The following is a 22,657-nucleotide window of genomic DNA, read 5'->3' as shown; positions in this document are numbered from 1 at the left end:
TTATGACCATCAGCGATGCACAGCACCGTCTGCTTCTGGACAACCTGACCACGGCCACGCTCCTGCTCAATGCCGAACTGCGCCTGGAGTACATGAATCCAGCCGCGGAAATGCTCCTGGCTGTCAGTGGCCAGCGCAGCCATGGCCAGTTCATCAGCGAGCTGTTCACCGAATCGGCCGAGGCACTCAACTCGCTGCGCCAGGCGGTGGAACAGGCGCACCCGTTCACCAAGCGCGAAGCCCAGCTGACCTCGCTGACCGGCCAGAGCATCACCGTCGACTACGCCGTCACGCCCATCCTGCACCAAGGCCAGACCCTGCTGCTGCTGGAAGTGCACCCGCGTGACCGCCTGCTGCGCATCACCAAGGAGGAGGCCCAGCTGAGCAAGCAGGAGACCACCAAGATGCTGGTGCGCGGCCTTGCCCACGAGATCAAGAACCCCCTCGGCGGCATTCGCGGCGCGGCGCAACTGCTGGCCCGCGAGCTGCCCGAGGATGGCCTGCGCGATTACACCAATGTGATCATTGAAGAGGCCGACCGCCTGCGCAACCTGGTCGACCGCATGCTTGGCTCGAACAAGCTGCCGTCGTTGTCCATGACCAATATCCACGAAGTGCTCGAACGGGTATGCAGCCTGGTCGAGGCGGAGAGCCAGGGCGGCATCACCCTGGTGCGCGACTACGACCCGAGCCTGCCGGACGTGCTGATCGACCGCGAGCAGATGATCCAGGCCGTGCTCAATATCGTGCGCAACGCCATGCAGGCCATCGCCGGGCAGAACGAACTGCGCCTGGGCCGTATCACCCTGCGCAGTCGCGCCGTGCGCCAGTTCACCATCGGCCATGTGCGCCACCGCCTGGTGGCGCGGATCGAGATCATCGACAACGGCCCAGGCATCCCCGCGGAACTGCAGGACACGCTCTTCTATCCCATGGTCAGCGGCCGCCCGGACGGTACCGGGCTGGGCCTGGCCATTACCCAGAACATCATCAGCCAGCACCAGGGCCTGATCGAATGTGAAAGCCACGCCGGCCACACCACCTTCTCGATCTACCTGCCCCTGGAACAAGGAGCCACCGCCCCATGAGCCGAAGTGAAACCGTCTGGATCGTCGATGATGATCGTTCCATCCGCTGGGTCCTGGAAAAGGCTCTGCAGCAGGAAGGCATGACCACCCAGAGCTTCGACAGCGCCGATGGTGTCATGGGCCGCCTGGCCCGCCAGCAACCGGACGTGATCATCTCGGATATCCGCATGCCCGGCGCCAGCGGTCTCGACCTGCTCGCCCAGATCCGCGACCAGCACCCTGGGCTGCCGGTGATCATCATGACCGCCCACTCCGACCTGGACAGCGCCGTGGCGTCGTACCAGGGTGGTGCCTTCGAGTACCTGCCCAAGCCGTTCGATGTCGACGAAGCAGTGTCGCTGGTCAAACGCGCCAACCAGCACGCCCAGGAGCAACAGGCCCTGGAAGTGCCTCAGACGCTGGCCCGCACCCCGGAGATCATCGGCGAGGCACCGGCGATGCAGGAGGTGTTCCGCGCCATCGGCCGCCTCAGCCACTCCAACATCACCGTGCTGATCAATGGTGAGTCGGGTACCGGCAAAGAGCTGGTGGCCCATGCCCTGCACCGCCACAGCCCGCGTGCGGCATCGCCGTTCATTGCCCTGAACATGGCGGCGATCCCCAAGGACCTGATGGAGTCCGAACTGTTCGGCCATGAAAAGGGCGCCTTCACCGGCGCCGCCAACCTGCGTCGCGGGCGTTTCGAGCAGGCCGACGGCGGCACACTGTTCCTCGACGAGATCGGCGACATGCCCGCCGATACCCAGACCCGCCTGCTGCGAGTGCTGGCCGACGGCGAGTTCTACCGGGTCGGCGGCCATGTGCCGGTGAAGGTGGATGTGCGCATCATCGCCGCCACCCACCAGAACCTCGAGTCCCTGGTACAGGCCGGCAAGTTTCGTGAGGACCTGTTCCACCGCCTCAACGTGATCCGCATTCATATCCCGCGCCTGGCCGACCGGCGCGAGGACATCCCGGCGCTGGCCCGCCATTTCCTCGGCCGTGCCGCTCAGGAGTTGGCGGTGGAGCCCAAGCTGCTCAAGCCCGAGACCGAAGCGTTCATCCGCAACCTGCCCTGGCCGGGCAATGTGCGCCAACTGGAGAACACCTGCCGCTGGATCACCGTGATGGCCTCCAGCCGCGAAGTGCTGGTCGGCGACCTGCCGCCAGAGCTGCTCAACCTGCCCCAAGACGCCGCGCCGGTGACCAACTGGGAACAGGCCTTGCGCCAGTGGGCCGACCAGGCCCTTGCCCGCGGCCAGACCAACCTGCTGGACAGCGCCGTGCCCAGTTTCGAGCGGATCATGATCGAGACGGCGCTCAAGCATACGGCCGGGCGTCGACGTGATGCGGCGTTGTTGCTGGGGTGGGGTCGTAATACCTTGACGCGCAAGATCAAGGAGTTGGGGATGAAGGTGGATGGGGGGGATGAGGACGAGGGGGAAGAACACTGATCGTTGAACGCACTCGAAATCCATGAGCGGCCAGCATGGCCCTCATGGATTCTCTCGCTTCATCCCTGTTCAATGCAGAATAGTGCTGTCAAGCAGAGCTCAGATGCGAAGCAAGTCAATGTGTCTGAGCTCTAATAAAATTATCGAGATCTGAAACATTATGCTGAGCAATTAAATTAGCGTTATACAAGTCAGTCTCAGCGCGCTCAGCCCTACTTGCCATTTCCAGTCGATTCTCGTAATCGGCCTGACTTAGTGCTGGCTGCGTTTCGCTTTTTTGCAGTGCTTCATTTGCTAGCTTTTGTCCAGCAATAATTTGATTGTCACGCGTCCCAGCGGAGCGTCCCATAAAGTTTAGCGGACTCTCACGGTGTCGCGTTTCGCGGTGGCTTGCAAGCTGATCAAGCCCAAATGCACCGGCACCCACAGCTGCGAAACCTATCTGCAGAGGCACAGCAAGCAGAATCCCACCCATTGCGGCTAAATTAGATGCAGTCGTTGCTCCAGCAGAAAAGGTTGCAACCCCCTGCTCAACAATTCGAGTTCTGGAAACTTCCTTCCTATTGAGCACGTGGGGATCATTCGACCCCTTCTTCATACGCCTCACCTCAGCCCTCGTCTTGAGGCTGCTGATGAATTTACGCGCCATCATTACAGTTGCAATACCGCTCACCCCAGCGGAGATCCCCGGAGCTACCATATCCACACGGGCCAGCGAACCTCCACTGGGATCCCAATTATCTACTGGGTTACCTGCACAGTAGCCATAAGCATTGATCCCGCCAGCTCCAAACGGACTCAACCGATCAGGGGACTGAAAACGCATTATCTCCGGGGAGTAAAAACGATTGCCATTACCCAGCGGATAGCTACCAGTCACCCTGTCGCGAAGCTGTCCACAGAAGCCGGTGGCCGGCCCCCCTGCATCTGGAATGGCACCGTAAGGTGTATATGCTCTAGAGAAGTTGCCCCCCCCGAATGGTGAGCGCTGGCGATCAAGCATCGGCAAATACAGGCTCATGAACGGTCACTCCCGCAGGACTATGAAATCATGAGCCGAAAGCTAACCGAGGCTAATCGGTGTCCGATACTGGCAAAATTATCAGGTCCCGGTAGAAGTCTTCTCCGCCTGATGTCCACTATCTATCGGATAGAGCCCCTTTGCACCGTTGCTGGGCCATATGCACCAGCAAAAGGCAGATTAGTCCTCAGAACCCCTCGAAAAATGGCCAGAACACTGCATTTCCGGGCCTACTAGACTTGGCACGCTCCCTGCTAACTACCCAGTACCTCCAGTTTCGGGGACCTCGGTACAGGCAGGCCGGGATATCCCCTCTTTTATTCGTGCAGCCTGACCTGCACCCGCCAACGCCCCGCCTCCTGCGCGCCGGTCCATTCGCCGCGCAGGGGGCGCGCAGCGACCAGCGTCAACAGCAAGCCTTCCTCGCTCTTCTGCAAACGCCAGCCCACCGGCTTGCCCTGCAACATCAACTGGCCCCGCGCGGCCTTGCCCTCGGCCTGGAACACCACGGCCACGGTACCCTCGACATTCTCGCCATGCAGTTGCGGCTCTTCGTTGAACCATAGGTCCAGCCCGCCCTGCACCACCTCGACCTGCTCCAGCACCCGCTCCTCGGGCGCCGTCAGCCGGCCGATCATCAGGCCCACGAGCATGCCGAAGATCGCCAGCGACAGCAGCACCCGCGGCCAGGCCTTCGAACGCGGGTCGGGTTCGGGGGTAGAATGCTCGTCATCTTCACGCTTGGAGCCGTGCATGTTTCACGTCATCCTTTTTCAACCAGAAATTCCGCCGAATACCGGCAACATCATCCGCCTGTGCGCCAACAGCGGCTGCGCCCTGCACCTGATCGAGCCCATCAGCTTCGAGCTGGACGACAAGCGCCTGCGGCGCGCGGGGCTGGACTACCACGAGTATGCCACGCTACAGCGCCACCAAAGCCTGGCCGAATGCCTGGAAAGCCTGAATCAGCCTCGACTGTTCGCGTTCACTACCAAAGGCTCGCACCCGTTCCATGAGGTCGAGTACCTGCCCGGTGACGCTTTCCTGTTCGGGCCCGAAAGCCGTGGCCTGCCGGCCGAGGTGCTGGACAGCCTGCCTGCCGAACAACGCCTGCGCCTGCCGATGCGGCCGGGGTGCCGGAGCTTGAACCTGTCCAATACCGTGGCGGTGACGGTGTACGAGGCGTGGCGCCAGCAGGAGTTTGCCGGAAGCTGATGCGCTTGCCGCTCGGGCCCTATCACCAGCAAGAGACATGAAAAAGGCGACCACGAAGGTCGCCTTTTGCTTTACCGGCAGAAATTACTGCACGGTCGGCACTTCACCGGCTTCCTGCATGCGCTGCATCTCTTGCGCGTACAGGGCGTCGAAGTTGACCGGCGACAGCATCAGCGCCGGGAACGAACCACGGGTCACCAGGCTGTCCAGGGTCTCGCGGGCGTACGGGAACAGGATGTTCGGGCAGAACGCGCCGAGGGTGTGGCTCATCGAAGCGGCATCGAGGTTGGCGATCAGGAAGATGCCGGCCTGTTGCACTTCGGCGATGAAGGCCACTTCGTCACCGTTCTTGACGGTCACCGACAGGGTCAGCACCACTTCGTGGAAGTCGCCTTCCAGGGCTTTCTGGCGGGTGTTCAGGTCCAGCGATACGCTCGGTTCCCACTGCTGGCGGAAGATCTGCGGGCTTTTCGGAGCCTCGAACGATAGATCGCGCACGTAGATGCGCTGCAGGGAGAATTGTGGTGCGGTTTCTTCAGCACCAGCGCCGTTGTTCTGTTGGTCAGTCATGGCAGATCCTTTTCCTAATGTTCTTGAATGCAGTGCGAATCAGGCCGCCAGCAGCGCGTCGAGCTTGCCCGCGCGCTCCAGGGCATAGAGGTCATCGCATCCACCGACATGCGTGCTGCCGATCCAGATCTGCGGCACCGAGGTACGGCCGGCCTTCTGGCTCATTTCGGCGCGAACCTGGGGTTTGCCGTCGACCTTGATCTCCTCGAACGCCACGCCCTTGCTCTCGAGCAGGTACTTGGCGCGCATGCAGTAGGGGCAGTAGTCGCTGGAATAGACGATGACGGGCTTCATATCACTTCACCAGGGGCAGGTTATCGGCTTTCCAGCTGGAAACGCCACCGCTGAGCTTGGCGGCGGTGTAACCAGCCTTGAGCAGTTCGCGGCACAGGGTACCGGACTGCTGGCCCATCGCGTCGACGACGATCAGGGTCTTGTCTTTGTGTTTTTCCAGCTCGGTCATGCGGCCGGCCACTTTGTCCTGCGGCATGCTCAGCGCGCCGACGATATGCCCGGCCGAATATTCCTTGGCAGTGCGGATATCGATCACCACGGCCTTGTCGGCGTTGACCAGTGCGGTCAATTGGCCGTTGCTCAGGCTCTGGCCGCCACGGCGGACTTCATTGACCAGCAGCAGGACCAGCAGGACGACGAAAATGGCCACCAGGATGAAGTGATCTGTCGCGAATTGAATCAGGTGAGCAACCATCAGGGGTGTTCCAGGCGATTGAAAATGGCGGCCAGTATACACAGCCCCCCATGACCGCCAAAGCCCACCGGGCTGGCGGCAAACGCGCCTTCATGCTGCATGCCTGACCGCGCTGGTCGGGCAATGGGAGGAATATTCGCCGTCGCTGGCGGATTTGCCCTAAAATGCGTGTCTTTATCATCTTTGAACAACCGTGAGTTTGATTGATGACGAGTACGCCTAAACCCCTGGTCCTGATCATCCTGGATGGCTTCGGTCACAGCGAAAGCCCCGAATACAACGCCATCTTCGCTGCCAACACGCCGGTCTACGACCGCCTGCGCGCCACCCAGCCGCACGGTCTGATCTCCGGCTCCGGCATGGACGTGGGGCTGCCCGACGGGCAGATGGGCAACTCGGAAGTCGGTCACATGAACCTCGGCGCCGGCCGCGTGGTGTACCAGGACTTCACCCGGGTGACCAAGGCCATCCGTGACGGCGAGTTCTTCGAAAACCCGGTGCTCGTCGGTGCCGTGGAAAAAGCCGCCAGTGCCGGCAAGGCCGTGCATATCCTCGGCCTGCTCTCCGACGGCGGCGTGCACAGCCACCAGGACCACCTGATCGCCATGGCCGAACTGGCCGCGCAGCGTGGTGCCGAGAAGATCTACCTGCATGCCTTCCTTGACGGCCGCGACACGCCGCCGCGCAGCGCGCAATCGTCCATCGAACTGCTCGACGCCACCTTCGCCAAGCTCGGCAAGGGCCGCATCGCCAGCCTGATCGGCCGCTACTACGCGATGGACCGCGACAACCGCTGGGACCGCGTCAGCGCCGCCTACAACCTGATCGTCGACAGCGCCGCCGAATACACCGCAGCGACCGCCGTGGCCGGCCTTGAAGCCGCCTATGCCCGCGACGAGAGCGACGAGTTCGTCAAGGCCACGCGCATTGGCGAGGCGGTCGAGGTCGAAGACGGCGACGCCGTGATCTTCATGAACTTCCGAGCCGACCGCGCCCGCGAGCTGTCCCGCGTGTTCGTCGAGCCCGATTTCAATGAATTCCCGCGCGCGCGCCTGCCCAAGCTGGCGGCCTACATCGGCCTGACCCAGTACTCGGCGAAGATCCCGGCCCCCGCGGCTTTCGCCCCGGCCAGCCTGCACAACGTGCTCGGCGAGTACCTGGCGAAGAATGGCAAGACCCAGCTGCGCATCGCCGAAACCGAGAAGTACGCCCACGTCACGTTCTTCTTCTCGGGCGGGCGCGAAGAGCCGTTCGAAGGCGAAGAGCGCATCCTGATCCCGTCGCCGAAGGTCGCCACCTACGACCTGCAGCCGGAAATGAGCGCCCCTGAGGTCACCGACCGTATCGTCGAGGCCATCGAGCAGCAACGTTATGACGTGATCGTGGTCAACTACGCCAACGGCGACATGGTCGGCCACACCGGTGTGTTCGATGCCGCGGTCAAGGCCGTGGAGGCGCTGGACGGCTGCGTCGGCCGCATCGTCGAGGCGCTGGACAAGGTCGGCGGCGAAGCCCTGATCACCGCCGACCACGGCAACGTCGAGCAGATGGAAGACGAATGCACAGGCCAGGCGCACACCGCCCACACCACCGAGCCGGTGCCGTTCATCTACGTCGGCAAGCGCCACGTGAAAGTCCGTAACGGCGGCGTGCTGGCGGACGTGGCGCCGACCATGCTCGAGCTGCTGGGGCTGGAAAAACCAGTGGAGATGACCGGCACCTCGATCCTGATCGACGCCTGATCGATGTAGTGGGGCTGCCTTGCGGCCCCCAAAACAGTTGAATTCCAGACCAACGCCCCGCCGCACACGCCGCTGGGCGTTTTTTTTGCACGCCTGCGCGGGCATACTAGGCCAGTCTCCATCCCTGGTACGCCCAACCCCATGCTCCGCGCCCTGTTCCTACTCGCCCTGTCATGTCTGCTTGCCCCGGCCTTCGCTGCCGATGAGCGCGCGCAGACCCAACAACAGCTGGACGCCACCCGCCAGGACATCGCCGAGCTGAAAAAGATGCTGGGCAAGCTCCAGGAGGAAAAGTCCGGCGTGCAGAAAGACCTCAAGGCCACCGAGACCGATATCGGCAACCTCGAAAAACAGGTGGAGGCACTGCAGCAAGAACTAAAAAAGACCGAGGGCGAGCTGGAGCGCCTTGACCACGAGAAAAAAAAACTCCAGAGCGCCCGCGTTGAACAGCAACGCCTGATTGCCATCCAGGCCCGTTCCGCGTACCAGAACAATGGTCGCGAGGAATACCTCAAGCTGCTGCTGAACCAGCAGAATCCCGAGAAATTCGCCCGTACCCTCACCTATTACGACTATCTCAGCAAAGCGCGCATGGACCAGTTGCGCACCTTCAACGAGACCTTGCGCCAGTTGGCCAACGTCGAGCAGGACATCGCCGGCCACCAGCAACAGTTGCTGGCACAACGTGCCGAGCTCGACACTCAGCGCCAGGCCCTCGTCGCCGAACGCGACAAGCGCCAGCAGGTGCTGGCCAAGCTCAGCAGCGACATGAAGGAGCGCGACCAGAAACTGCAGAGCCGCGAGCAGGACCAGGCCGACCTGAGCAAGGTGCTCAAGACCATCGAGGAAACCCTCGCCCGCCAGGCGCGCGAGGCCGAGGAGGCCCGCCAGCGGGCCCTGCTGGCCAAACAGGAAGAAGAGCAGCGCCGCAAGGCGCAGGCCCTGGCCGCCGCGACCCGCAAGCAGGAACCCGAGGAAGCCCCGAAAAAGGCCCGGACTACCCTCGGCCCGGTGGTTTCCAGCGACACGGCCAGCTATGGCGGCGCATTTTCTTCGGCACGGGGAAAACTTCCATGGCCGGTCAATGGTCGATTGCTGGCACGCTTCGGTGACACCCGCGGCGGTGATGCGCGGGCCAAGTGGGACGGGGTGATGATCAGCGCCAGTGCGGGCACCCAGGTGCGCGCCGTGCATGGCGGGCGGGTGGTGTTCGCCGACTGGTTGCGCGGCGCTGGACTTCTGGTCATTCTCGACCATGGCAATGGCTACCTGAGCCTGTACGGCCACAACCAGAGCCTGCTCAAGAGCGCCGGCGACATCGTCAAGGCCGGCGAAGCCATCTCCACTGTCGGTGACAGTGGCGGCCAGGACAGCGCCGGCCTGTACTTCGCGATTCGCCAGCAGGGCCAGCCCACCGACCCCGCGCAATGGTGCCGAGGCTAGATAATGCTACTTTTACGGCGCCGCCCACGAAACGGCGGCGCCGATGCTCCCAGCAGGAGCACCAACAGGATCAGGAGTTCGTTCGACATGCTGCACTCGCCTCGCCTCACCCAGCTGGCCCTGACCATCGCCCTGGTCATCGGCACGCCCTTGGCCATTGCCGCCGAACCGGCCAAGCCAGTGGCCAGGCAGGCCGCGGTGCCGGCCACCGAGGTGACCGCCAAGGCGCCGCTGCCGCTGGAGGAGCTGCGCACCTTCGCCGAGGTCATGGACCGCATCAAGGCGGCCTATGTGGAACCGGTCGACGACAAGACCCTGCTGGAAAACGCCATCAAAGGCATGCTCAGCAACCTCGACCCGCACTCGGCCTACCTTGGCCCCGAAGACTTCCAGGAGCTGCAGGAAAGCACCAGCGGCGAGTTCGGCGGCCTTGGGATAGAGGTCGGCATGGAGGACGGCTTCGTCAAGGTGGTCTCCCCCATCGACGACACCCCGGCTTCCCGCGCCGGCATCGAGGCCGGTGACCTGATCGTCAAGATCAATGGCGCGCCAACCCGCGGTCAGACCATGACCGAGGCCGTGGACAAGATGCGCGGCAAGATTGGCGAGAAAATCACCCTCACACTGGTGCGCGACGGCGGCACGCCGTTCGACGTGACGCTGGCCCGTGCGGTGATCCAGGTCAAGAGCGTCAAGAGCCAGCTGCTGGAGAACGACTACGGCTACATCCGCATCACCCAGTTCCAGGTCAAGACTGGCGACGAGGTGGGCAAGGCCCTGGCCAAGCTGCGCAAGGACAACGGCAAGAAGCTGCGCGGCGTGGTTCTCGACCTGCGCAACAACCCCGGCGGCGTGCTGCAGTCGGCGGTCGAAGTGGCCGACCACTTCCTCACCAAAGGCTTGATCGTCTACACCAAGGGCCGCATCGCCAACTCCGAGCTGCGCTACTCCGCCGACCCGGCCGATGCCAGCGAAGGCGTACCTCTGGTGGTGCTGATCAACGGTGGCAGCGCCTCGGCCTCGGAAATCGTCGCTGGCGCCCTGCAGGACCAGAAACGCGCCGTGCTGATGGGCACCGACAGCTTTGGCAAGGGCTCGGTGCAGACCGTCCTGCCGCTGGCCAACGACCGTGCGCTGAAACTCACCACCGCGCTGTACTTCACCCCCAACGGCCGTTCAATCCAGGCCCAGGGCATCGTCCCGGACATCGAAGTGCGCCCGGCCAAGCTGACCGCCGAAGCCGACAACGACAACTTCAAGGAAGCCGACCTGCAAGGCCACCTGGGCAACGGCAATGGCGGCGCCGACCGACCGACCGGCAGCGCCAAGCGCAAGGATCGCCCGCAGGACAACGACTTCCAGCTCAGCCAGGCACTCAGCCTGCTCAAAGGTCTGAACATCACCAAGGGTGACTGAAGCCCCCCATGCGTTATCTGCTATCCCTGCTGTTCTGCCTGCTGGCCGTCGTCGCGCACGCGGCGCCCGCCGGCAAGGCCTACATGAGCATCATCATTGACGACCTCGGCCAAAGCAGCGAGCGCGACAGCCGCACCCTCGCCCTGCCCGGCCCGGTCACGCTGGCGATCATGCCCGACACCCCGCACGCCACCGACTTCGCCCGCCAGGCCCACAAGGCCGGACGCACGGTGATCCTGCACATGCCCATGGACCCGGCCACCGGCCCCTACGCCTGGCACCCCGGCACGCCGGTCGACGAACTGGCCCGACGCCTGGACGCCGCCTTGGCCAAGGTGCCCTTCGTCGCCGGTATCAACAACCACATGGGCAGCCGCATGACCGCTCAGCGCGAACCGATGCACTGGCTGATGGAAGAGCTGCAGCGCCGCCACCTGTTCTTCGTCGACAGCCGCACCAGCGCCGCCACCGTGGCCGCGGCCCAAGCGCAGGCCATCGGCCTGGCGCATGTTTCGCGGGATGTATTCCTCGATGACGTGAGAACGACAGAGGCGATCAACGGACAGTTGCAGCTGGGCATCGCCCAGGCCCGCAAGCAAGGCTCGGCGGTGCTGATCGGCCACCCCTATCCGCAGACGCTCGAGGTGCTGGCTCGCGAGATCCCTCGACTGAAGGCCCAGGGCATCGAGTTGATCGGCCTGCACCAGATAATCGCCGAGCGCGGCAACCAGGCCATGCCCGCCCATGGCCGCCTAGGCCGCTACGACAACCGCTGAAAGCCTGGCAAGCCGGGGTCGAATCCAGCCGTTATTCAGGTCAAAGGAATGATGCCTTCCACATCCGTTGGCGTCAGACGCCCCCTGTGGACCCGCTCACCGCTGACGGCCTCGTACCGTCGCCCCAGGAAGCGCTGGCTCCAGACCTTCAGGTGCCCATAGGTGAAGGCCTCGAGCGGCGCGGACTGCGAGTCCACATGGAAGTGCGCGGCCCACAGGTTGCGGCCCTTTGTCTCTCCGGGAGCATTCAGGCGGGTGATCCTGAACTCATCGAAGGGGCTGGTGCTGACCGATGTATCACGCCTGACATAATCCACCTTGATCAGCCCCTGCTCATGGAGAAACCGCAGACCATGCGCGGTCGGGTATCGGGTCTTGCCGTACAGTTCGATCATCAACCGTACCTTGTGAGCCTGAAAGTCGCTCACGGCCTCACTCAAGGCGGCTATCCGCTGCGCACTCACCCCCTGCCCCGCCAGTGCCGCGATCGTTCCTTGCAGCTTGCCGAGCTGCCGGTTCAGCAACCGCTGCAGCACCACGCCGTTGACGTCATCCCTCACGTAGTCTTCGGCAATTGCCAGCACGTCGTTGCCATCCTTGAGCAGTGCTTGTACCAGGGCCTCGACGTCCGGCGTGCCCCCCTCTTCGGACGATGGTTCGTTGATATCCTCGCGCTGGACCCATTGCCCATCCTTGAGATCGAAGACTTGCAGCGACCGTTTGCTGAGCGGATCCAGCACTTCTAGCGCGCTATCCCCCTGAATCCGGGTGGCGATGACCAAAAGTCCATCCCGGTTGCGAATGGCCCGCTGAGGCAAACTTGCCTTTGGATAGGGCAAGCGACCGGCAGCGCCCACCACACCGTCCTGCTCCGCAAGGGCGTCGATCAAGCGGCGTCCGGCATCATCCTTGAGCAACTGCATATGAGCCCGGTAGCGCTGAAGCATATCGGTTTCGACAAGGGCGCCCCCCGTGCGTTCGAGGTGCAACGCGTTGATGATAGCGGCCGCATAGGCATCCCACGCCTCCTGCAGGATGCTGATGCGGTCGGCCACGTTCAGGTTGGACATCAGCGACTCGCCATGGGCCGTGGCGGCGCTTCTTAGCGTGTCGCCTGCCAGGTCCTCCCGATATCTGAACAACTGAGGTTGCCCCGCGTCCAGGTGCAGCGCCAGGTCCGCCAGGTTCAGGGCATGATGAAAGCGAAGGTCTACAGTGGTGAACATGCGCCCGGCAATCAGTTGGTCGACCGTGCGCGGGGCGCCCACCCGTCCGATATCGAGATCGCCCGCTACCTCGCCGAGCAACTCGTCCAGGACACCTTGGGCGACAAGCATGCGCTCCTGTATACCGATGACCGTTTTCAGCTCCTCGCGAAACTGCTGATACTCCTTGCGCACATGGCCCCCCACGCCATCGTCGAATTGCGCGGCCAGCTCGCTCATGCGCGGGAAGTTCGCCAGATGCTGCAGCTCCCCCAGGATGAAATCGCTATTGCGGATCAGACCGGCCACCAGCATGCTTCGTTGCTGCAGGATGGCCTGCCCGAGCCCTTGTGTTCGATAGCTGCCGTACTTGGGCTCGAGCATGGCGGTCAGGATGTCGCGGTGCTCGCGATCCAGGCGCACTATACGCTCGGTCTGGGCGACCGCCTCCAGGCGCTTGGCGTCCAGCTCCATATCGAGCGTCGCGATACGTTGTTCATATGAACCCATGATCCTGTCGGATGCAGGCCAATCAAACGACTCATCCTTGTTGTTTTCCGCCTCCAGTCGCTTGCTCCCCTCTGCATCCTTAAGTCTTTCGAGGTGCTCGATGCGCCCTTGGATAGTGACCACCTCAAGGCTGCAACGACCAAACGCATCCAGCTCCCGCGCGGCATTGCTGGTAAAGGTATCGGAGGACTTTCTCATCTTGATGAACTGCTTCTCGAGACTTGCCTTCGGCATGCCGCCAAGGAGGCGTAGCCCTGCATCGACTCGCCAGGCGCCTTGCTCGAAGACCAGCCATGGCCCGCTCTTGTGCGCCGTGTCGACTACCCGGACGCCGTCCTCTGTCACGCTCACGGCAAAGGCCTCGCCAAGCATCGAGACATAGTGCCCTCCATCAACCTCGAACAATCCTGCTTGCGAAGGTTGCAGTCCCTCCAGCACGACGCTCGAGCGCATTGCCATCAGGACCTCGCGCTGCCCCGGCGCCAGCCAGTTGAAGCCCTGGTTGCCACGCCACGCCAAGTCGAGCAATAAGCCATCTACCTGCGACAAGGCACCTGGCGAGCCCACCTTCCCCTGGGTAGGTTCGACCCTGGCAGCCGCGTAACCACCGTCCTGAGCAGGGGTACCCTCGAACAAGGGAAGTCTGGGCGGGCGGTTCGGGCCCGCCACCGCGGATTGCGGCAATCGGGCATGCAGCATTGCCATCCCCAGGCTCATGACCAGATCAACGGTCGCCGCGGACCGCTCGAACGCACTGCCTTGCTCAAGGGCTTGCCCGTCCCCGTGCAGGCTGGCGGCGCTCTGGACCAGCCAGGCCGCCGAAGCGACCGGCCCCCGGAGCAACACAGTGGCGGTGTCGAACAACAACCATGCGCCTTTGCTGAGTATCGCCCAACGACTCTCCCTATCAGAGGTGCTCTGCTCCTCGGCCAATACAGTCAGCAACTCACGATTCGCCGTGTACAGCTTTTCATCCACAGCGCTCAACCACTGATGCGCGTCGAACTGGGCCGGCCCAGGCTTGTCAGGTAACGCGTACAGGTCGATACCGATGGAGGTGATATGAGGCTCGGTGAATCCGCCGTTGGCATAGATCGGACGAACACGCTCGTCCATCCAGGCGAGAATGCTTTCCTGCAGGGTGGATGATTCGCGAATGGCCGCCATCATTGCGTCGAGGCAGGAGAACTGCCGCAATGGATCCTTCGGGTAGAGCGGGCGATACAGCATCACCACCGCAGGCTCGGTCGAGAACAGCACGAACATGCCCCGGACCAGATCATCCTGGCCTGACGCCGACTGTCGCTTGAAAGTCAGCGGCATCAAGCCACTTGCGTTTGTCTGCTTGTCGACATGGCCGTTGCACAGGTCGACAATGCACTGCAGGCCTGCCTGCGAAAGCTTGCGGTCGAGTTTCGCCTGCAAGGCACTGAAACGTAGCGCCTGGCGCCACTCCCGGGCAAAGCGACGAGTGCGATCGGAACGGGTTGCCGGGTCAGCCAAGGCATCGGCTACGTATGCTGGGTAACACCCGCCGATATCAACCTTGCTTACCAGGTTCTTGACGTACTCGGCATTCATCCAGGGCATGACCAGTTGCTCGTTGACGTGCCTGATGTGCTTGATGAAGGCATTCCCCAAGCCACTGAGGTTGCCGATGGCGAACTCGGTGAGGGTCTTCTCGCCCGCCGCCGCCAGCGGCTCGCCACCGCCGCTGCCGACACCTGCGCCACCGGGCATGCCCTCGGCGACCTGCAGTTCCAGTATCAGCTCATCAGGAAAATAGTTGGCCTCCACCGGATAGTCCTCCAGCATCTGCTTTCGCAGCTTCCGGCTGGCGTAGGTCTGCAGGTCGAGCACCCCGTCCAGCGCCGCGACGCCCTCGACACTTGCATGGTCCAGCGCCAGGTCCAGCAACCCCGACTGATAGGCGAAGCTGTCACTCGCCGAGGCGAAGTCGATGCCCGGTGGTATCGCGGGTGAACCGTCCTCTACGATGAAGTAACCACCGACGAACCACTGCGCAGGGTCGCTCAGCTCCGCGAACAGCCCCTCCATCCGCGCCAGGGTCAACCCGTGCAAGCGCAATTGGCCGATGCATTCGAGCATGTGCCCGAGCAGCAAGGCGCTCAGCTGCGCGAATGCGTTGCCTTCGAGTTCGTGACGATCCCAGCTCATGGCAGTGAACCGATAGCGCAGCGCAAGCTCGTCACGCAACGACCGGGCAAAATCACACAACGACTCGAAGGCCAGGACCTGGCCGGACGGCTCGCACCAGAGCACAACCTCCCGCTCATCCCACTCACCTGTCACCAGCAAGCCGGGCTGTATCCGATCGAATTGCTGCGCATCGGCACTCAGGTTGGCCTGAACGACGAACACCGCTGGCTGCTCGTCGCCACCGCGGATCAAGCTACGGACACAGGCCTGCTGCTGATCATCCAGCCTCTGCAGAGGCAGGTTGCGCAGCAGCGCCATCTTCAACAGCAATTGCAACCAGCTATCACGGCTCCTTCCGGAACTACTAACCCCGTTCCAGTAGTTCACCTGGGCTTGGCAAAAGCATTCGGCAAGCTGCGGCAGCAGCTCGTTGAGCGCTGGCGTAAGACCTGTCAGGCGACGCGTGTCCCATTCGCTGTGCGAGTCGGCGAAACGGTGTGACGCCGCCAACCCAAGATTGTGGTGTCGCTCACCGATCGCCTCCAGATCCAGCGGCGCGCCATCGAGCATCGCCTGCATCACGACATCCACCAGCGCTGCGGTCGTCCAGTACTCGGTGTCGGGATCGGGGCTGTCCAGGATCAGTGGATCGGCGGACACCAACGCGGGTTCGACGAAGGTCAGCCAGGGCAGTTCCTTGAACAGCACTTGCAGCAGCTGCTCACTGACGACCTGACGCAAGGTCGGACGGTCGGCGAATTGACGGACTACGGCGTCCTTGAAGTCGAAGATCGATGTGGAGGATTGGGTCATGGCAAAGGCCTGCTCGTTGATGAGCCGCCACCATGCCCGCGCAGCCGCACACTGCTGGCACTACATATTGCACCCCAGAACGACAAGGGGCCCGACGCTTGCGCGCCGGGCCCCTTGGTCACTTCAGCCGTGATCAGCTGTACACACGCCCCAGCAGCTGGCGATGGCTTTCGAACTGATCCAGCACGTCACGCACGATCTGCTCGCGGGTGAAGCCCATCAGGTCGTACTCCTGACTGCCGTCGTGCAGATACACCTCGGCACGGTAGAAGCGCTGCTGCACTTCCGGCTCGCCCTCGACCGGCGCCTCACTCGGCGCGGCGAGGTAGCCATCCAGGCTGGCTTCGTAGACGAACGGGTTGCCCTCTTCCATCATCACCCGCAGGCCCATCATGTTGCGCGACTGGCCAACACGGGTCTCGACCTCGAAGCCCAGGGTACGCAGCTGCTCGGCGGCCTCTTTCAGCGCCGGACTGACCTGCTTGTCCATGAACCGCTGCACCACGGCCTGGGTCGGCTGCAGGTCCAGCTGGCTGAGACGCTCGCTGAAACCGCGACGGCCACGGGCGGCCAGTTCGGCGCGCTCGCTCTCGACCGCGACGTCCTGCTTCATGGCCTTCATCAGGCCGAACATGAACAGCACCAGGACCACCGAGAACGGCAGGCCGGCCAGTACCACCATGGTCTGCATGGCTTCGAAGTTACCGGCGAACAGCAGGCCGATGGTGACCAGGGTGATGACCACCGACCAGAACACCACCATCCAGTGCGGGGCGTCTTCGTCGACCTTGCCGCCTTTGCACGACAGGTTGGCCATCATCACCGCGCCGGAGTCGGCCGGAGTGAGGAACAGCACGAAGCCAACAAACACCGCCACACCGATGACGATCTTGGCCGCCGGGAAGAATTCCAGCAGCTGGTAGATCGACATAGACGGCTGTTCGAGCGCGGTCTTGCCCAGCTCCACGGCGCCCTGGTTGATCACCAGGTCCAGCGCAGTGTTGCCGAAGATCGACAGCCACGCCAGGGTGAAGCCCAACGGGATCAGCAGCACGCCGCTGACCAGCTGGCGCACGGTCCGGCCCTTGGAGATACGGGCGATGAACATGCCGACGAACGGGCCCCAGGAGATCCACCAGGCCCAGTAGAACACGGTCCACAGGCCCAGCCAGCGCTCGGACTTGTCGTTGTCGCCTTCATAGACATAGAGGTCGAAGGTCTTCAGGACGACGCCGTTGAGGTAGTCACCGACGTTCTGCACGAAGCCGTTGAGCAGGTGCAGGGTGTTGCCGGCCAGCAGCACGAAGATCAACAGGCCGCTGAACAGCAGGATGTTCAGGTTGGACAGGCGGCGGATGCCGTTCTCCACGCCGGACACCGCGGCCACGGTGGCCACACCGGCCATGACCAGGATCACCACCAGCAGGTTGGTCTTGCTGTGGTCCATGCCAAACAGGTATTCCAGACCCGAGGCCACCTGCATCGAGCCGATACCCAGGTTGGTCACCAGGCCCAGCAGGGTGACGAACATACCGAAGATGTCCACGGCATGGCCGGCGCCGCCCTTGACCCAACGCTCACCGACCAGCGGGTACAGCGCCGAGCGCAGTGCCAGCGGCTGGTTGTGGCGGTAGGCGAAGTAGCCGACGGCAAGGCCCACCAGGGCGTAGATCGCCCAGCCGTGCAGGCCCCAGTGCAGGAAGGTCAGCTGCAGGCCCTGGCGCGCGGCCTCGAGGCTGGCAGGCGTACCTTGCGGTGGGTTGAAGTAATGGTCCAGCGGCTCGGAAGCGCCGAAGTACAGCAGCGAGATACCGATACCGGAGGAGAACAGCATGCCGGCCCAGGCGCCGTAGCTGAAGTCGGGGGTGTCGTCCTTGCCGCCCAGCTTGAGCTTGCCGAAGTCGGAGAAGGCCAGGTAGACGACGAACAGCAGGTAGCCACAGATGACCAGCATGTAGTACCAGCCAAAAGTGCGGGTCAGCCATTTCTGGGCGACGCCCAGCACCTGGCCGGCGGCTTCGGGTACAGCGATCAGCAAGGCAGTCAGAACGAGGATCATCAGCGCCGAGGTGTAGAACACCACGCGATTGACCCGTACCCGCTCGGCGGGGGGCTTTGTCAGGGAGGCAGAACTCATTGCACGAATGCTCCGGGCAGTGCGGCAGTGGAGGCTAAACAGTTATTTCCCACGCAATTGGTGCAATAGCCCTACTGCGACAGGTGTTATAAAAGCACCCTGGAAACCGTGATCCCGAATAGGAACGTTGCAAAAAAATCAGACCGGTCGGCTGTGGAAAACCCTGCCCTCCATAAGGAGGTGCGCGCATTCGCCACAGACACCTGCCCGCTCCAAGGGCCGGCCGCGCAGCCTGTGACTGCTCGGCAAAATCTGTCTTTCGCATCGCCCATGCCCGTCAACGCCTTGTATTCCGGGGGTTACACGATTTCCTGGGGTGTCGATTCGTGCTTCCGTGACCGTCCGAAAACTGTCAATGGCACAAATTGTCGCAGAGCTTATTCTTTATTGATTGAACGTTCAATCAAAACAAAATAGACTGGCCTTCGCCGAGGCAGCCGCTTGTCGTCTGCCCGCAGGCCTGAGGAGATAGCAAGATGCCCAAGGTCGGTATGCAACCCATCCGCCGCCAGCAGTTGATCGAAGCCACACTGCAGGCGGTCGATCAGGTCGGACTGGGAGATGCCAGCATTGCGCTGATTGCCCGTTTGGCCGGCGTGTCGAACGGCATCATCAGTCACTACTTTCAGGACAAGAACGGCCTGATCGCAGCGACGATGCGCTACATCATGAACATGCTCAACGAGGGTGTGATCGCGCGTCGTCAGGCACTCACGGACGACAGCCCGCGTGCCCACCTGAAGGTGATCATCGAAGGCAACTTCGATGCGAGCCAGGTGAATGGCCCGGCAATGAAAACCTGGCTGGCCTTCTGGGCCTCCAGCATGCACCAGCCGTCTTTGCACAGGTTGCAGCGGATCAACGACCACCGCCTGTATTCCAACCTGTGCTGCCAGTTCCGCCGCGTCCTGCCGCTCTACCATGCGCGCAAGGCTGCCCGCGGCCTGGCAGCGTTGATCGACGGCCTTTGGCTGCGTGGTGCCCTGTCGGGTGACGCATTCGACACCGAGCAGGCAATACGCATCGCTTACGAATACATGGATCTACAACTGGCTAAGCAGCAGACCCTGGGCACAACCGACCAGGCCGCTGAACAGCCGCGCGCAGCGACCAGCCAACCGGCGGGAGCGTGACGCGGCAGCCAACCACACACTGCACTTGCGAGGACACTATGGCCCGTTTCGGAACGCAAAAACTCTACATCGATGGCGCTTACGTCGACGCTGGCAGCGATGCCACCTTCGAAGCCATCAACCCAGCTACCGGCGAAGTCCTCGCCCACGTGCAGCGCGCAACTCAAGCTGACGTCGAGAAGGCCGTCGAAAGCGCCGAGCGTGGCCAGAAAGTCTGGGCCGCCATGACCGCCATGCAGCGTTCGCGCATCCTGCGCCGCGCCGTCGACATCCTGCGCGAGCGCAACGACGAGCTGGCCATGCTGGAAACCCTGGACACCGGCAAGTCGTACTCTGAAACCCGCTACGTCGACATCGTCACCGGCGCCGACGTTCTGGAGTACTACGCAGGCCTGGTACCGGCCATCGAAGGTGAGCAGATCCCGCTGCGCGAATCGTCCTTCGTCTACACCCGCCGCGAGCCGCTGGGCGTGACCGTCGGTATCGGCGCCTGGAACTACCCGATCCAGATCGCCCTGTGGAAATCCGCCCCGGCCCTGGCCGCCGGCAACGCGATGATCTTCAAGCCGTCGGAAGTCACCTCGCTGACCACCCTGAAACTGGCCGAGATCTTCACCGAAGCCGGCCTGCCGAACGGCGTGTTCAACGTCCTGACCGGCAGCGGTCGCGAAGTCGGCACCTGGCTGACCGAGCACCCGCGCATCGAGAAAGTCTCCTTCACCGGCGGCACCACCACCGGCAAGAAAGTCATGGCCAGCGCCTCGAGCTCGTCGCTCAAGGAAGTCACCATGGAACTGGGCGGCAAGTCGCCGCTGATCATCTGCGATGATGCCGACCTGGACAAGGCCGCCGACATCGCCATGATGGCCAACTTCTACAGCTCCGGTCAGGTCTGCACCAACGGCACCCGCGTGTTCATCCCTGCCGCGATGAAAGCCGCCTTCGAAGCCAAGATCGCCGAGCGCGTTGCCCGCATCCGTGCCGGCAACCCGGAAGACGAGAACACCAACTTCGGCCCGCTGGTCAGCTTCCAGCACATGGAAAGCGTGCTGTCCTACATAGCCAAGGGTAAAGAAGAAGGCGCCCGCGTCCTCTGCGGCGGTGAGCGTCTGCTGGACGGTGCCTTCGCCAAGGGCGCGTTCGTCGCCCCGACCGTGTTCACCGACTGCACCGACGACATGACCATCGTCAAGGAAGAGATCTTCGGCCCAGTGATGAGCATCCTCAGCTACGAGACCGAGGAAGAAGTCATCCGTCGCGCCAACGACACCGAATACGGCCTGGCCGCCGGTGTCTGCACCAACGACATCAGCCGCGCCCACCGCATCATCCACAAGCTCGAAGCCGGTATCTGCTGGATCAACGCCTGGGGCGAGTCGCCGGCCGAAATGCCGGTTGGCGGTTACAAGCAGTCGGGCGTCGGCCGTGAGAACGGTGTCAGCTCGCTGGCTCAATACACTCGCATCAAGTCGGTCCAGGTCGAGCTGGGCGGCTACAACTCGGTTTTCTAAACCCCGTTTAGCCACGCCCGTGCTTTCACGCACGGGCGTTTCCGCTCCCTGACCACCGCCAACGAGGGTACTTCTCATGTCCCAAGAATTCGATTACATCATCGTCGGTGCCGGCTCCGCCGGTAATACCCTGGCCACCCGCCTGACCGAAGACGCCAGCGTCACCGTGCTGCTGCTGGAAGCCGGCGGCCCCGACTACCGCTTCGACTTCCGCACCCAGATGCCGGCCGCCCTGGCCTTCCCCCTGCAGGGTCGTCGCTACAACTGGGCCTACGAGACCGATCCGGAGCCGCACATGGACGGCCGCCGCATGGAATGTGGCCGCGGCAAGGGCCTGGGTGGCTCCTCGCTGATCAACGGCATGTGCTACATCCGCGGCAACGCCATGGACTTCGACGGCTGGGCTGAACTTCCAGGCCTCGAGGACTGGACCTACCTGGACTGCCTGCCGTACTTCCGTAAAGCCGAAACCCGCGACATCGGCCCGAACGACTACCACGGCGGCGAAGGCCCGGTCAGCGTGGCCACGCCGAAAGCCGGCAACAACCCGCTGTTCCACGCCATGGTCGAGGCCGGCGTGCAGGCCGGCTACCCGCGCACCGAAGACCTCAATGGCTACCAGCAGGAAGGTTTCGGCCCGATGGACCGTTCGGTCACCAAGAATGGTCGTCGTTCCAGCACCGCCCGTGGCTACCTGGACCAGGCCAAGAAGCGCCCGAACCTGACCATCGTCACCCACGCCCTGAGCGACCGCGTGCTGTTCGACAACAAGCGTGCCATCGGCGTGACCTACCTGGTGGGTGACAGCGAAGAGCGCGTCGAAGCCCGCGCCCGCAAGGAAGTCATCGTTTCCTCCGGCGCCATCGCCTCGCCACAACTGCTGCAGCGCTCCGGCGTCGGCCCGCGCGCCCTCCTGGAAAGCCTCGACATTCCAGTGGTCCACGACCTCCCGGGCGTCGGCGAGAACCTGCAGGACCACCTCGAGCTGTACCTGCAGTACGCCTGCACCCAGCCGGTGTCGCTTTACCCGTCGCTGCTGTGGTGGAACCAGCCGGCCATCGGTGCCGAGTGGCTGTTCAACGGCACCGGCATCGGCGCCAGCAACCAGTTCGAGGCCGGTGGTTTCATCCGCACCCGCCCTGAATTCAAGTGGCCGAACATCCAGTACCACTTCCTGCCGGTCGCCATCAACTACAACGGCTCCAACGGCGTGAAGGAGCACGGCTTCCAGGCACACATGGGCTCCATGCGCTCGCCAGCCCGTGGTCGCATCCAGGCCAAGTCGAAAGACCCGCGCCAGCACCCGAGCATCCTGTTCAACTACATGTCCACCGAGCAGGACTGGCAGGAGTTCCGCGACGGCATCCGCCTGACCCGCGAAATCATGGCCCAGCCGGCGCTGGACCCGTACCGCGGCCGCGAGATCAGCCCGGGCGCCCACGTGCAGACCGATGAAGAGCTGGACAAATTCATCCGCGAGCACGCCGAAACCGCCTTCCACCCGTCCTGCTCGTGCAAGATGGGCACCGACGACATGGCGGTAGTCGATGGCGAGGGTCGCGTGCACGGCATGCAGGGCCTGCGTGTAGTCGATGCGTCGATCATGCCGCTGATCATCACCGGCAACCTCAACGCCACCACGATCATGATCGCCGAGAAGATCTCGGACAAGATCCGTGGCCGCAAGCCGCTGCCGCGCAGCACCGCCAAGTACTATGTGGCAGGTGATGCGCCGGTGAAAGGCAAGCCGATGCGTGAAGTGAAGCAGGGCTGAC

Annotated in this window: 17 protein-coding genes; 10 read left to right on the top strand and 7 right to left on the bottom strand. The window is 63.1% G+C overall.

The annotated features are described in order from the left end of the window. Window positions 1–2 precede the first annotated feature (2 nt). Both glnL and ntrC read left to right on the top strand, forming a co-directional pair. Window positions 3–1,088 carry a nitrogen regulation protein NR(II) gene (glnL, locus tag DFS21_RS14110; RefSeq protein WP_046853886.1) on the top strand — a complete coding sequence of 362 codons (1,086 nt, stop codon included), beginning with the start codon at window positions 3–5 and terminating at the stop codon, window positions 1,086–1,088. Next, window positions 1,085–2,521 (top strand): nitrogen regulation protein NR(I), encoded by a 1,437-nt coding sequence (gene ntrC, locus DFS21_RS14105; protein ID WP_111532534.1) that lies wholly within the window; start codon window positions 1,085–1,087, stop codon window positions 2,519–2,521. The genes glnL and ntrC overlap by 4 nt, the downstream gene beginning before the upstream one ends. Before the next feature lie 115 nt (window positions 2,522–2,636). On the opposite strand, the gene DFS21_RS14100 is transcribed toward ntrC, so the two are convergent. Further along, window positions 2,637–3,542 (bottom strand): RHS repeat-associated core domain-containing protein, encoded by a 906-nt coding sequence (locus DFS21_RS14100; protein ID WP_111532533.1) that lies wholly within the window; start codon window positions 3,540–3,542, stop codon window positions 2,637–2,639. Window positions 3,543–3,859: 317 nt separating this feature from the next. Next, window positions 3,860–4,297, bottom strand: coding sequence for a hypothetical protein (locus DFS21_RS14095; protein WP_111532532.1), 438 nt, complete (start codon window positions 4,295–4,297; stop codon window positions 3,860–3,862). On the opposite strand from DFS21_RS14095, the gene trmL reads away from it, so the two are divergent. After that, complete coding sequence (gene trmL / locus DFS21_RS14090) at window positions 4,296–4,757, top strand: tRNA (uridine(34)/cytosine(34)/5-carboxymethylaminomethyluridine(34)-2'-O)-methyltransferase TrmL (protein WP_110700337.1); 462 nt, start codon at window positions 4,296–4,298, stop codon at window positions 4,755–4,757. The two genes, DFS21_RS14095 and trmL, sit on opposite strands and share 2 nt — an antisense overlap. 84 nt (window positions 4,758–4,841) lie before the next feature. Here the strand turns inward: trmL and secB are convergent, their stop codons facing one another. From secB to DFS21_RS14075, 3 genes are read right to left on the bottom strand one after another with little or no spacing between them, the layout of a single operon-like run. Next, a complete protein-coding gene (secB, locus tag DFS21_RS14085) occupies window positions 4,842–5,327 on the bottom strand; it encodes a protein-export chaperone SecB (RefSeq protein WP_023628821.1) in 486 nt (161 codons plus the stop codon). Window positions 5,328–5,366: 39 nt separating this feature from the next. Then, a complete protein-coding gene (gene grxC / locus DFS21_RS14080) occupies window positions 5,367–5,621 on the bottom strand; it encodes a glutaredoxin 3 (RefSeq protein ID WP_003249204.1) in 255 nt (84 codons plus the stop codon). A 1-nt stretch (window position 5,622) separates the two neighbouring features. Continuing rightward, entirely contained in the window at window positions 5,623–6,036 is a 414-nt protein-coding gene (locus DFS21_RS14075; RefSeq protein ID WP_023628822.1) for a rhodanese-like domain-containing protein, read from the bottom strand. Window positions 6,037–6,242: 206 nt separating this feature from the next. On the opposite strand from DFS21_RS14075, the gene gpmI reads away from it, so the two are divergent. From gpmI to DFS21_RS14055, 4 genes are all read left to right on the top strand, one after another. Next, window positions 6,243–7,778, top strand: coding sequence for a 2,3-bisphosphoglycerate-independent phosphoglycerate mutase (gene gpmI, locus DFS21_RS14070; RefSeq protein WP_111532531.1), 1,536 nt, complete (start codon window positions 6,243–6,245; stop codon window positions 7,776–7,778). A gap of 141 nt (window positions 7,779–7,919) precedes the next feature. After that, on the top strand, window positions 7,920–9,221 hold the full coding sequence (locus DFS21_RS14065) for a murein hydrolase activator EnvC (RefSeq protein ID WP_111532530.1): 1,302 nt from the start codon (window positions 7,920–7,922) through the stop codon (window positions 9,219–9,221). Between the two features lie 87 nt (window positions 9,222–9,308). Then, window positions 9,309–10,637, top strand: coding sequence for a S41 family peptidase (locus DFS21_RS14060; protein WP_111532529.1), 1,329 nt, complete (start codon window positions 9,309–9,311; stop codon window positions 10,635–10,637). Window positions 10,638–10,645: 8 nt separating this feature from the next. Beyond that, window positions 10,646–11,413 carry a divergent polysaccharide deacetylase family protein gene (locus DFS21_RS14055; protein WP_110700331.1) on the top strand — a complete coding sequence of 256 codons (768 nt, stop codon included), beginning with the start codon at window positions 10,646–10,648 and terminating at the stop codon, window positions 11,411–11,413. Between the two features lie 35 nt (window positions 11,414–11,448). Here the strand turns inward: DFS21_RS14055 and DFS21_RS14050 are convergent, their stop codons facing one another. Together DFS21_RS14050 and DFS21_RS14045 are read right to left on the bottom strand one after the other, a co-directional pair. Beyond that, window positions 11,449–16,101 carry a dermonecrotic toxin domain-containing protein gene (locus DFS21_RS14050; protein ID WP_111532528.1) on the bottom strand — a complete coding sequence of 1,551 codons (4,653 nt, stop codon included), beginning with the start codon at window positions 16,099–16,101 and terminating at the stop codon, window positions 11,449–11,451. A 133-nt stretch (window positions 16,102–16,234) separates the two neighbouring features. Beyond that, window positions 16,235–18,238 carry a BCCT family transporter gene (locus tag DFS21_RS14045; RefSeq protein WP_110700327.1) on the bottom strand — a complete coding sequence of 668 codons (2,004 nt, stop codon included), beginning with the start codon at window positions 18,236–18,238 and terminating at the stop codon, window positions 16,235–16,237. A 476-nt stretch (window positions 18,239–18,714) separates the two neighbouring features. On the opposite strand from DFS21_RS14045, the gene betI reads away from it, so the two are divergent. The 3 genes from betI to betA all read left to right on the top strand — a co-directional run bounded on the left by betI (window position 18,715) and on the right by betA (window position 22,656). Beyond that, window positions 18,715–19,371, top strand: a complete 657-nt coding sequence (betI, locus tag DFS21_RS14040; protein ID WP_046853878.1) for a transcriptional regulator BetI — start codon at window positions 18,715–18,717, stop codon at window positions 19,369–19,371. A 38-nt stretch (window positions 19,372–19,409) separates the two neighbouring features. Beyond that, window positions 19,410–20,882 carry a betaine-aldehyde dehydrogenase gene (gene betB, locus DFS21_RS14035; RefSeq protein WP_110700325.1) on the top strand — a complete coding sequence of 491 codons (1,473 nt, stop codon included), beginning with the start codon at window positions 19,410–19,412 and terminating at the stop codon, window positions 20,880–20,882. A 76-nt stretch (window positions 20,883–20,958) separates the two neighbouring features. Further along, window positions 20,959–22,656 (top strand): choline dehydrogenase, encoded by a 1,698-nt coding sequence (betA, locus tag DFS21_RS14030; RefSeq protein WP_110700323.1) that lies wholly within the window; start codon window positions 20,959–20,961, stop codon window positions 22,654–22,656. Window position 22,657 lies beyond the last annotated feature (1 nt).

The organism is Pseudomonas sp. 2848, from assembly GCF_003253945.1.
GTDB lineage: Bacteria > Pseudomonadota > Gammaproteobacteria > Pseudomonadales > Pseudomonadaceae > Aquipseudomonas.
This window is presented reverse-complemented; position numbering and strand designations above follow the sequence as displayed.

Excerpts from the sequence above, each read along its gene's own strand:
- glnL (WP_046853886.1), top strand. The coding sequence starts at position 3 with ATGACCATCAGCGATGCACAGCACCGTCTGCTTCTGGACAACCTGACC.
- ntrC (WP_111532534.1), top strand. The coding sequence starts at position 1,085 with ATGAGCCGAAGTGAAACCGTCTGGATCGTCGATGATGATCGTTCCATC.
- DFS21_RS14100 (WP_111532533.1), bottom strand. The coding sequence starts at position 3,542 with ATGAGCCTGTATTTGCCGATGCTTGATCGCCAGCGCTCACCATTCGGG.
- trmL (WP_110700337.1), top strand. The coding sequence starts at position 4,296 with ATGTTTCACGTCATCCTTTTTCAACCAGAAATTCCGCCGAATACCGGC.
- DFS21_RS14095 (WP_111532532.1), bottom strand. The coding sequence starts at position 4,297 with ATGCACGGCTCCAAGCGTGAAGATGACGAGCATTCTACCCCCGAACCC.
- secB (WP_023628821.1), bottom strand. The coding sequence starts at position 5,327 with ATGACTGACCAACAGAACAACGGCGCTGGTGCTGAAGAAACCGCACCA.
- grxC (WP_003249204.1), bottom strand. The coding sequence starts at position 5,621 with ATGAAGCCCGTCATCGTCTATTCCAGCGACTACTGCCCCTACTGCATG.
- DFS21_RS14075 (WP_023628822.1), bottom strand. The coding sequence starts at position 6,036 with ATGGTTGCTCACCTGATTCAATTCGCGACAGATCACTTCATCCTGGTG.
- gpmI (WP_111532531.1), top strand. The coding sequence starts at position 6,243 with ATGACGAGTACGCCTAAACCCCTGGTCCTGATCATCCTGGATGGCTTC.
- DFS21_RS14065 (WP_111532530.1), top strand. The coding sequence starts at position 7,920 with ATGCTCCGCGCCCTGTTCCTACTCGCCCTGTCATGTCTGCTTGCCCCG.
- DFS21_RS14060 (WP_111532529.1), top strand. The coding sequence starts at position 9,309 with ATGCTGCACTCGCCTCGCCTCACCCAGCTGGCCCTGACCATCGCCCTG.
- DFS21_RS14055 (WP_110700331.1), top strand. The coding sequence starts at position 10,646 with ATGCGTTATCTGCTATCCCTGCTGTTCTGCCTGCTGGCCGTCGTCGCG.
- DFS21_RS14050 (WP_111532528.1), bottom strand. The coding sequence starts at position 16,101 with ATGACCCAATCCTCCACATCGATCTTCGACTTCAAGGACGCCGTAGTC.
- DFS21_RS14045 (WP_110700327.1), bottom strand. The coding sequence starts at position 18,238 with ATGAGTTCTGCCTCCCTGACAAAGCCCCCCGCCGAGCGGGTACGGGTC.
- betI (WP_046853878.1), top strand. The coding sequence starts at position 18,715 with ATGCCCAAGGTCGGTATGCAACCCATCCGCCGCCAGCAGTTGATCGAA.
- betB (WP_110700325.1), top strand. The coding sequence starts at position 19,410 with ATGGCCCGTTTCGGAACGCAAAAACTCTACATCGATGGCGCTTACGTC.
- betA (WP_110700323.1), top strand. The coding sequence starts at position 20,959 with ATGTCCCAAGAATTCGATTACATCATCGTCGGTGCCGGCTCCGCCGGT.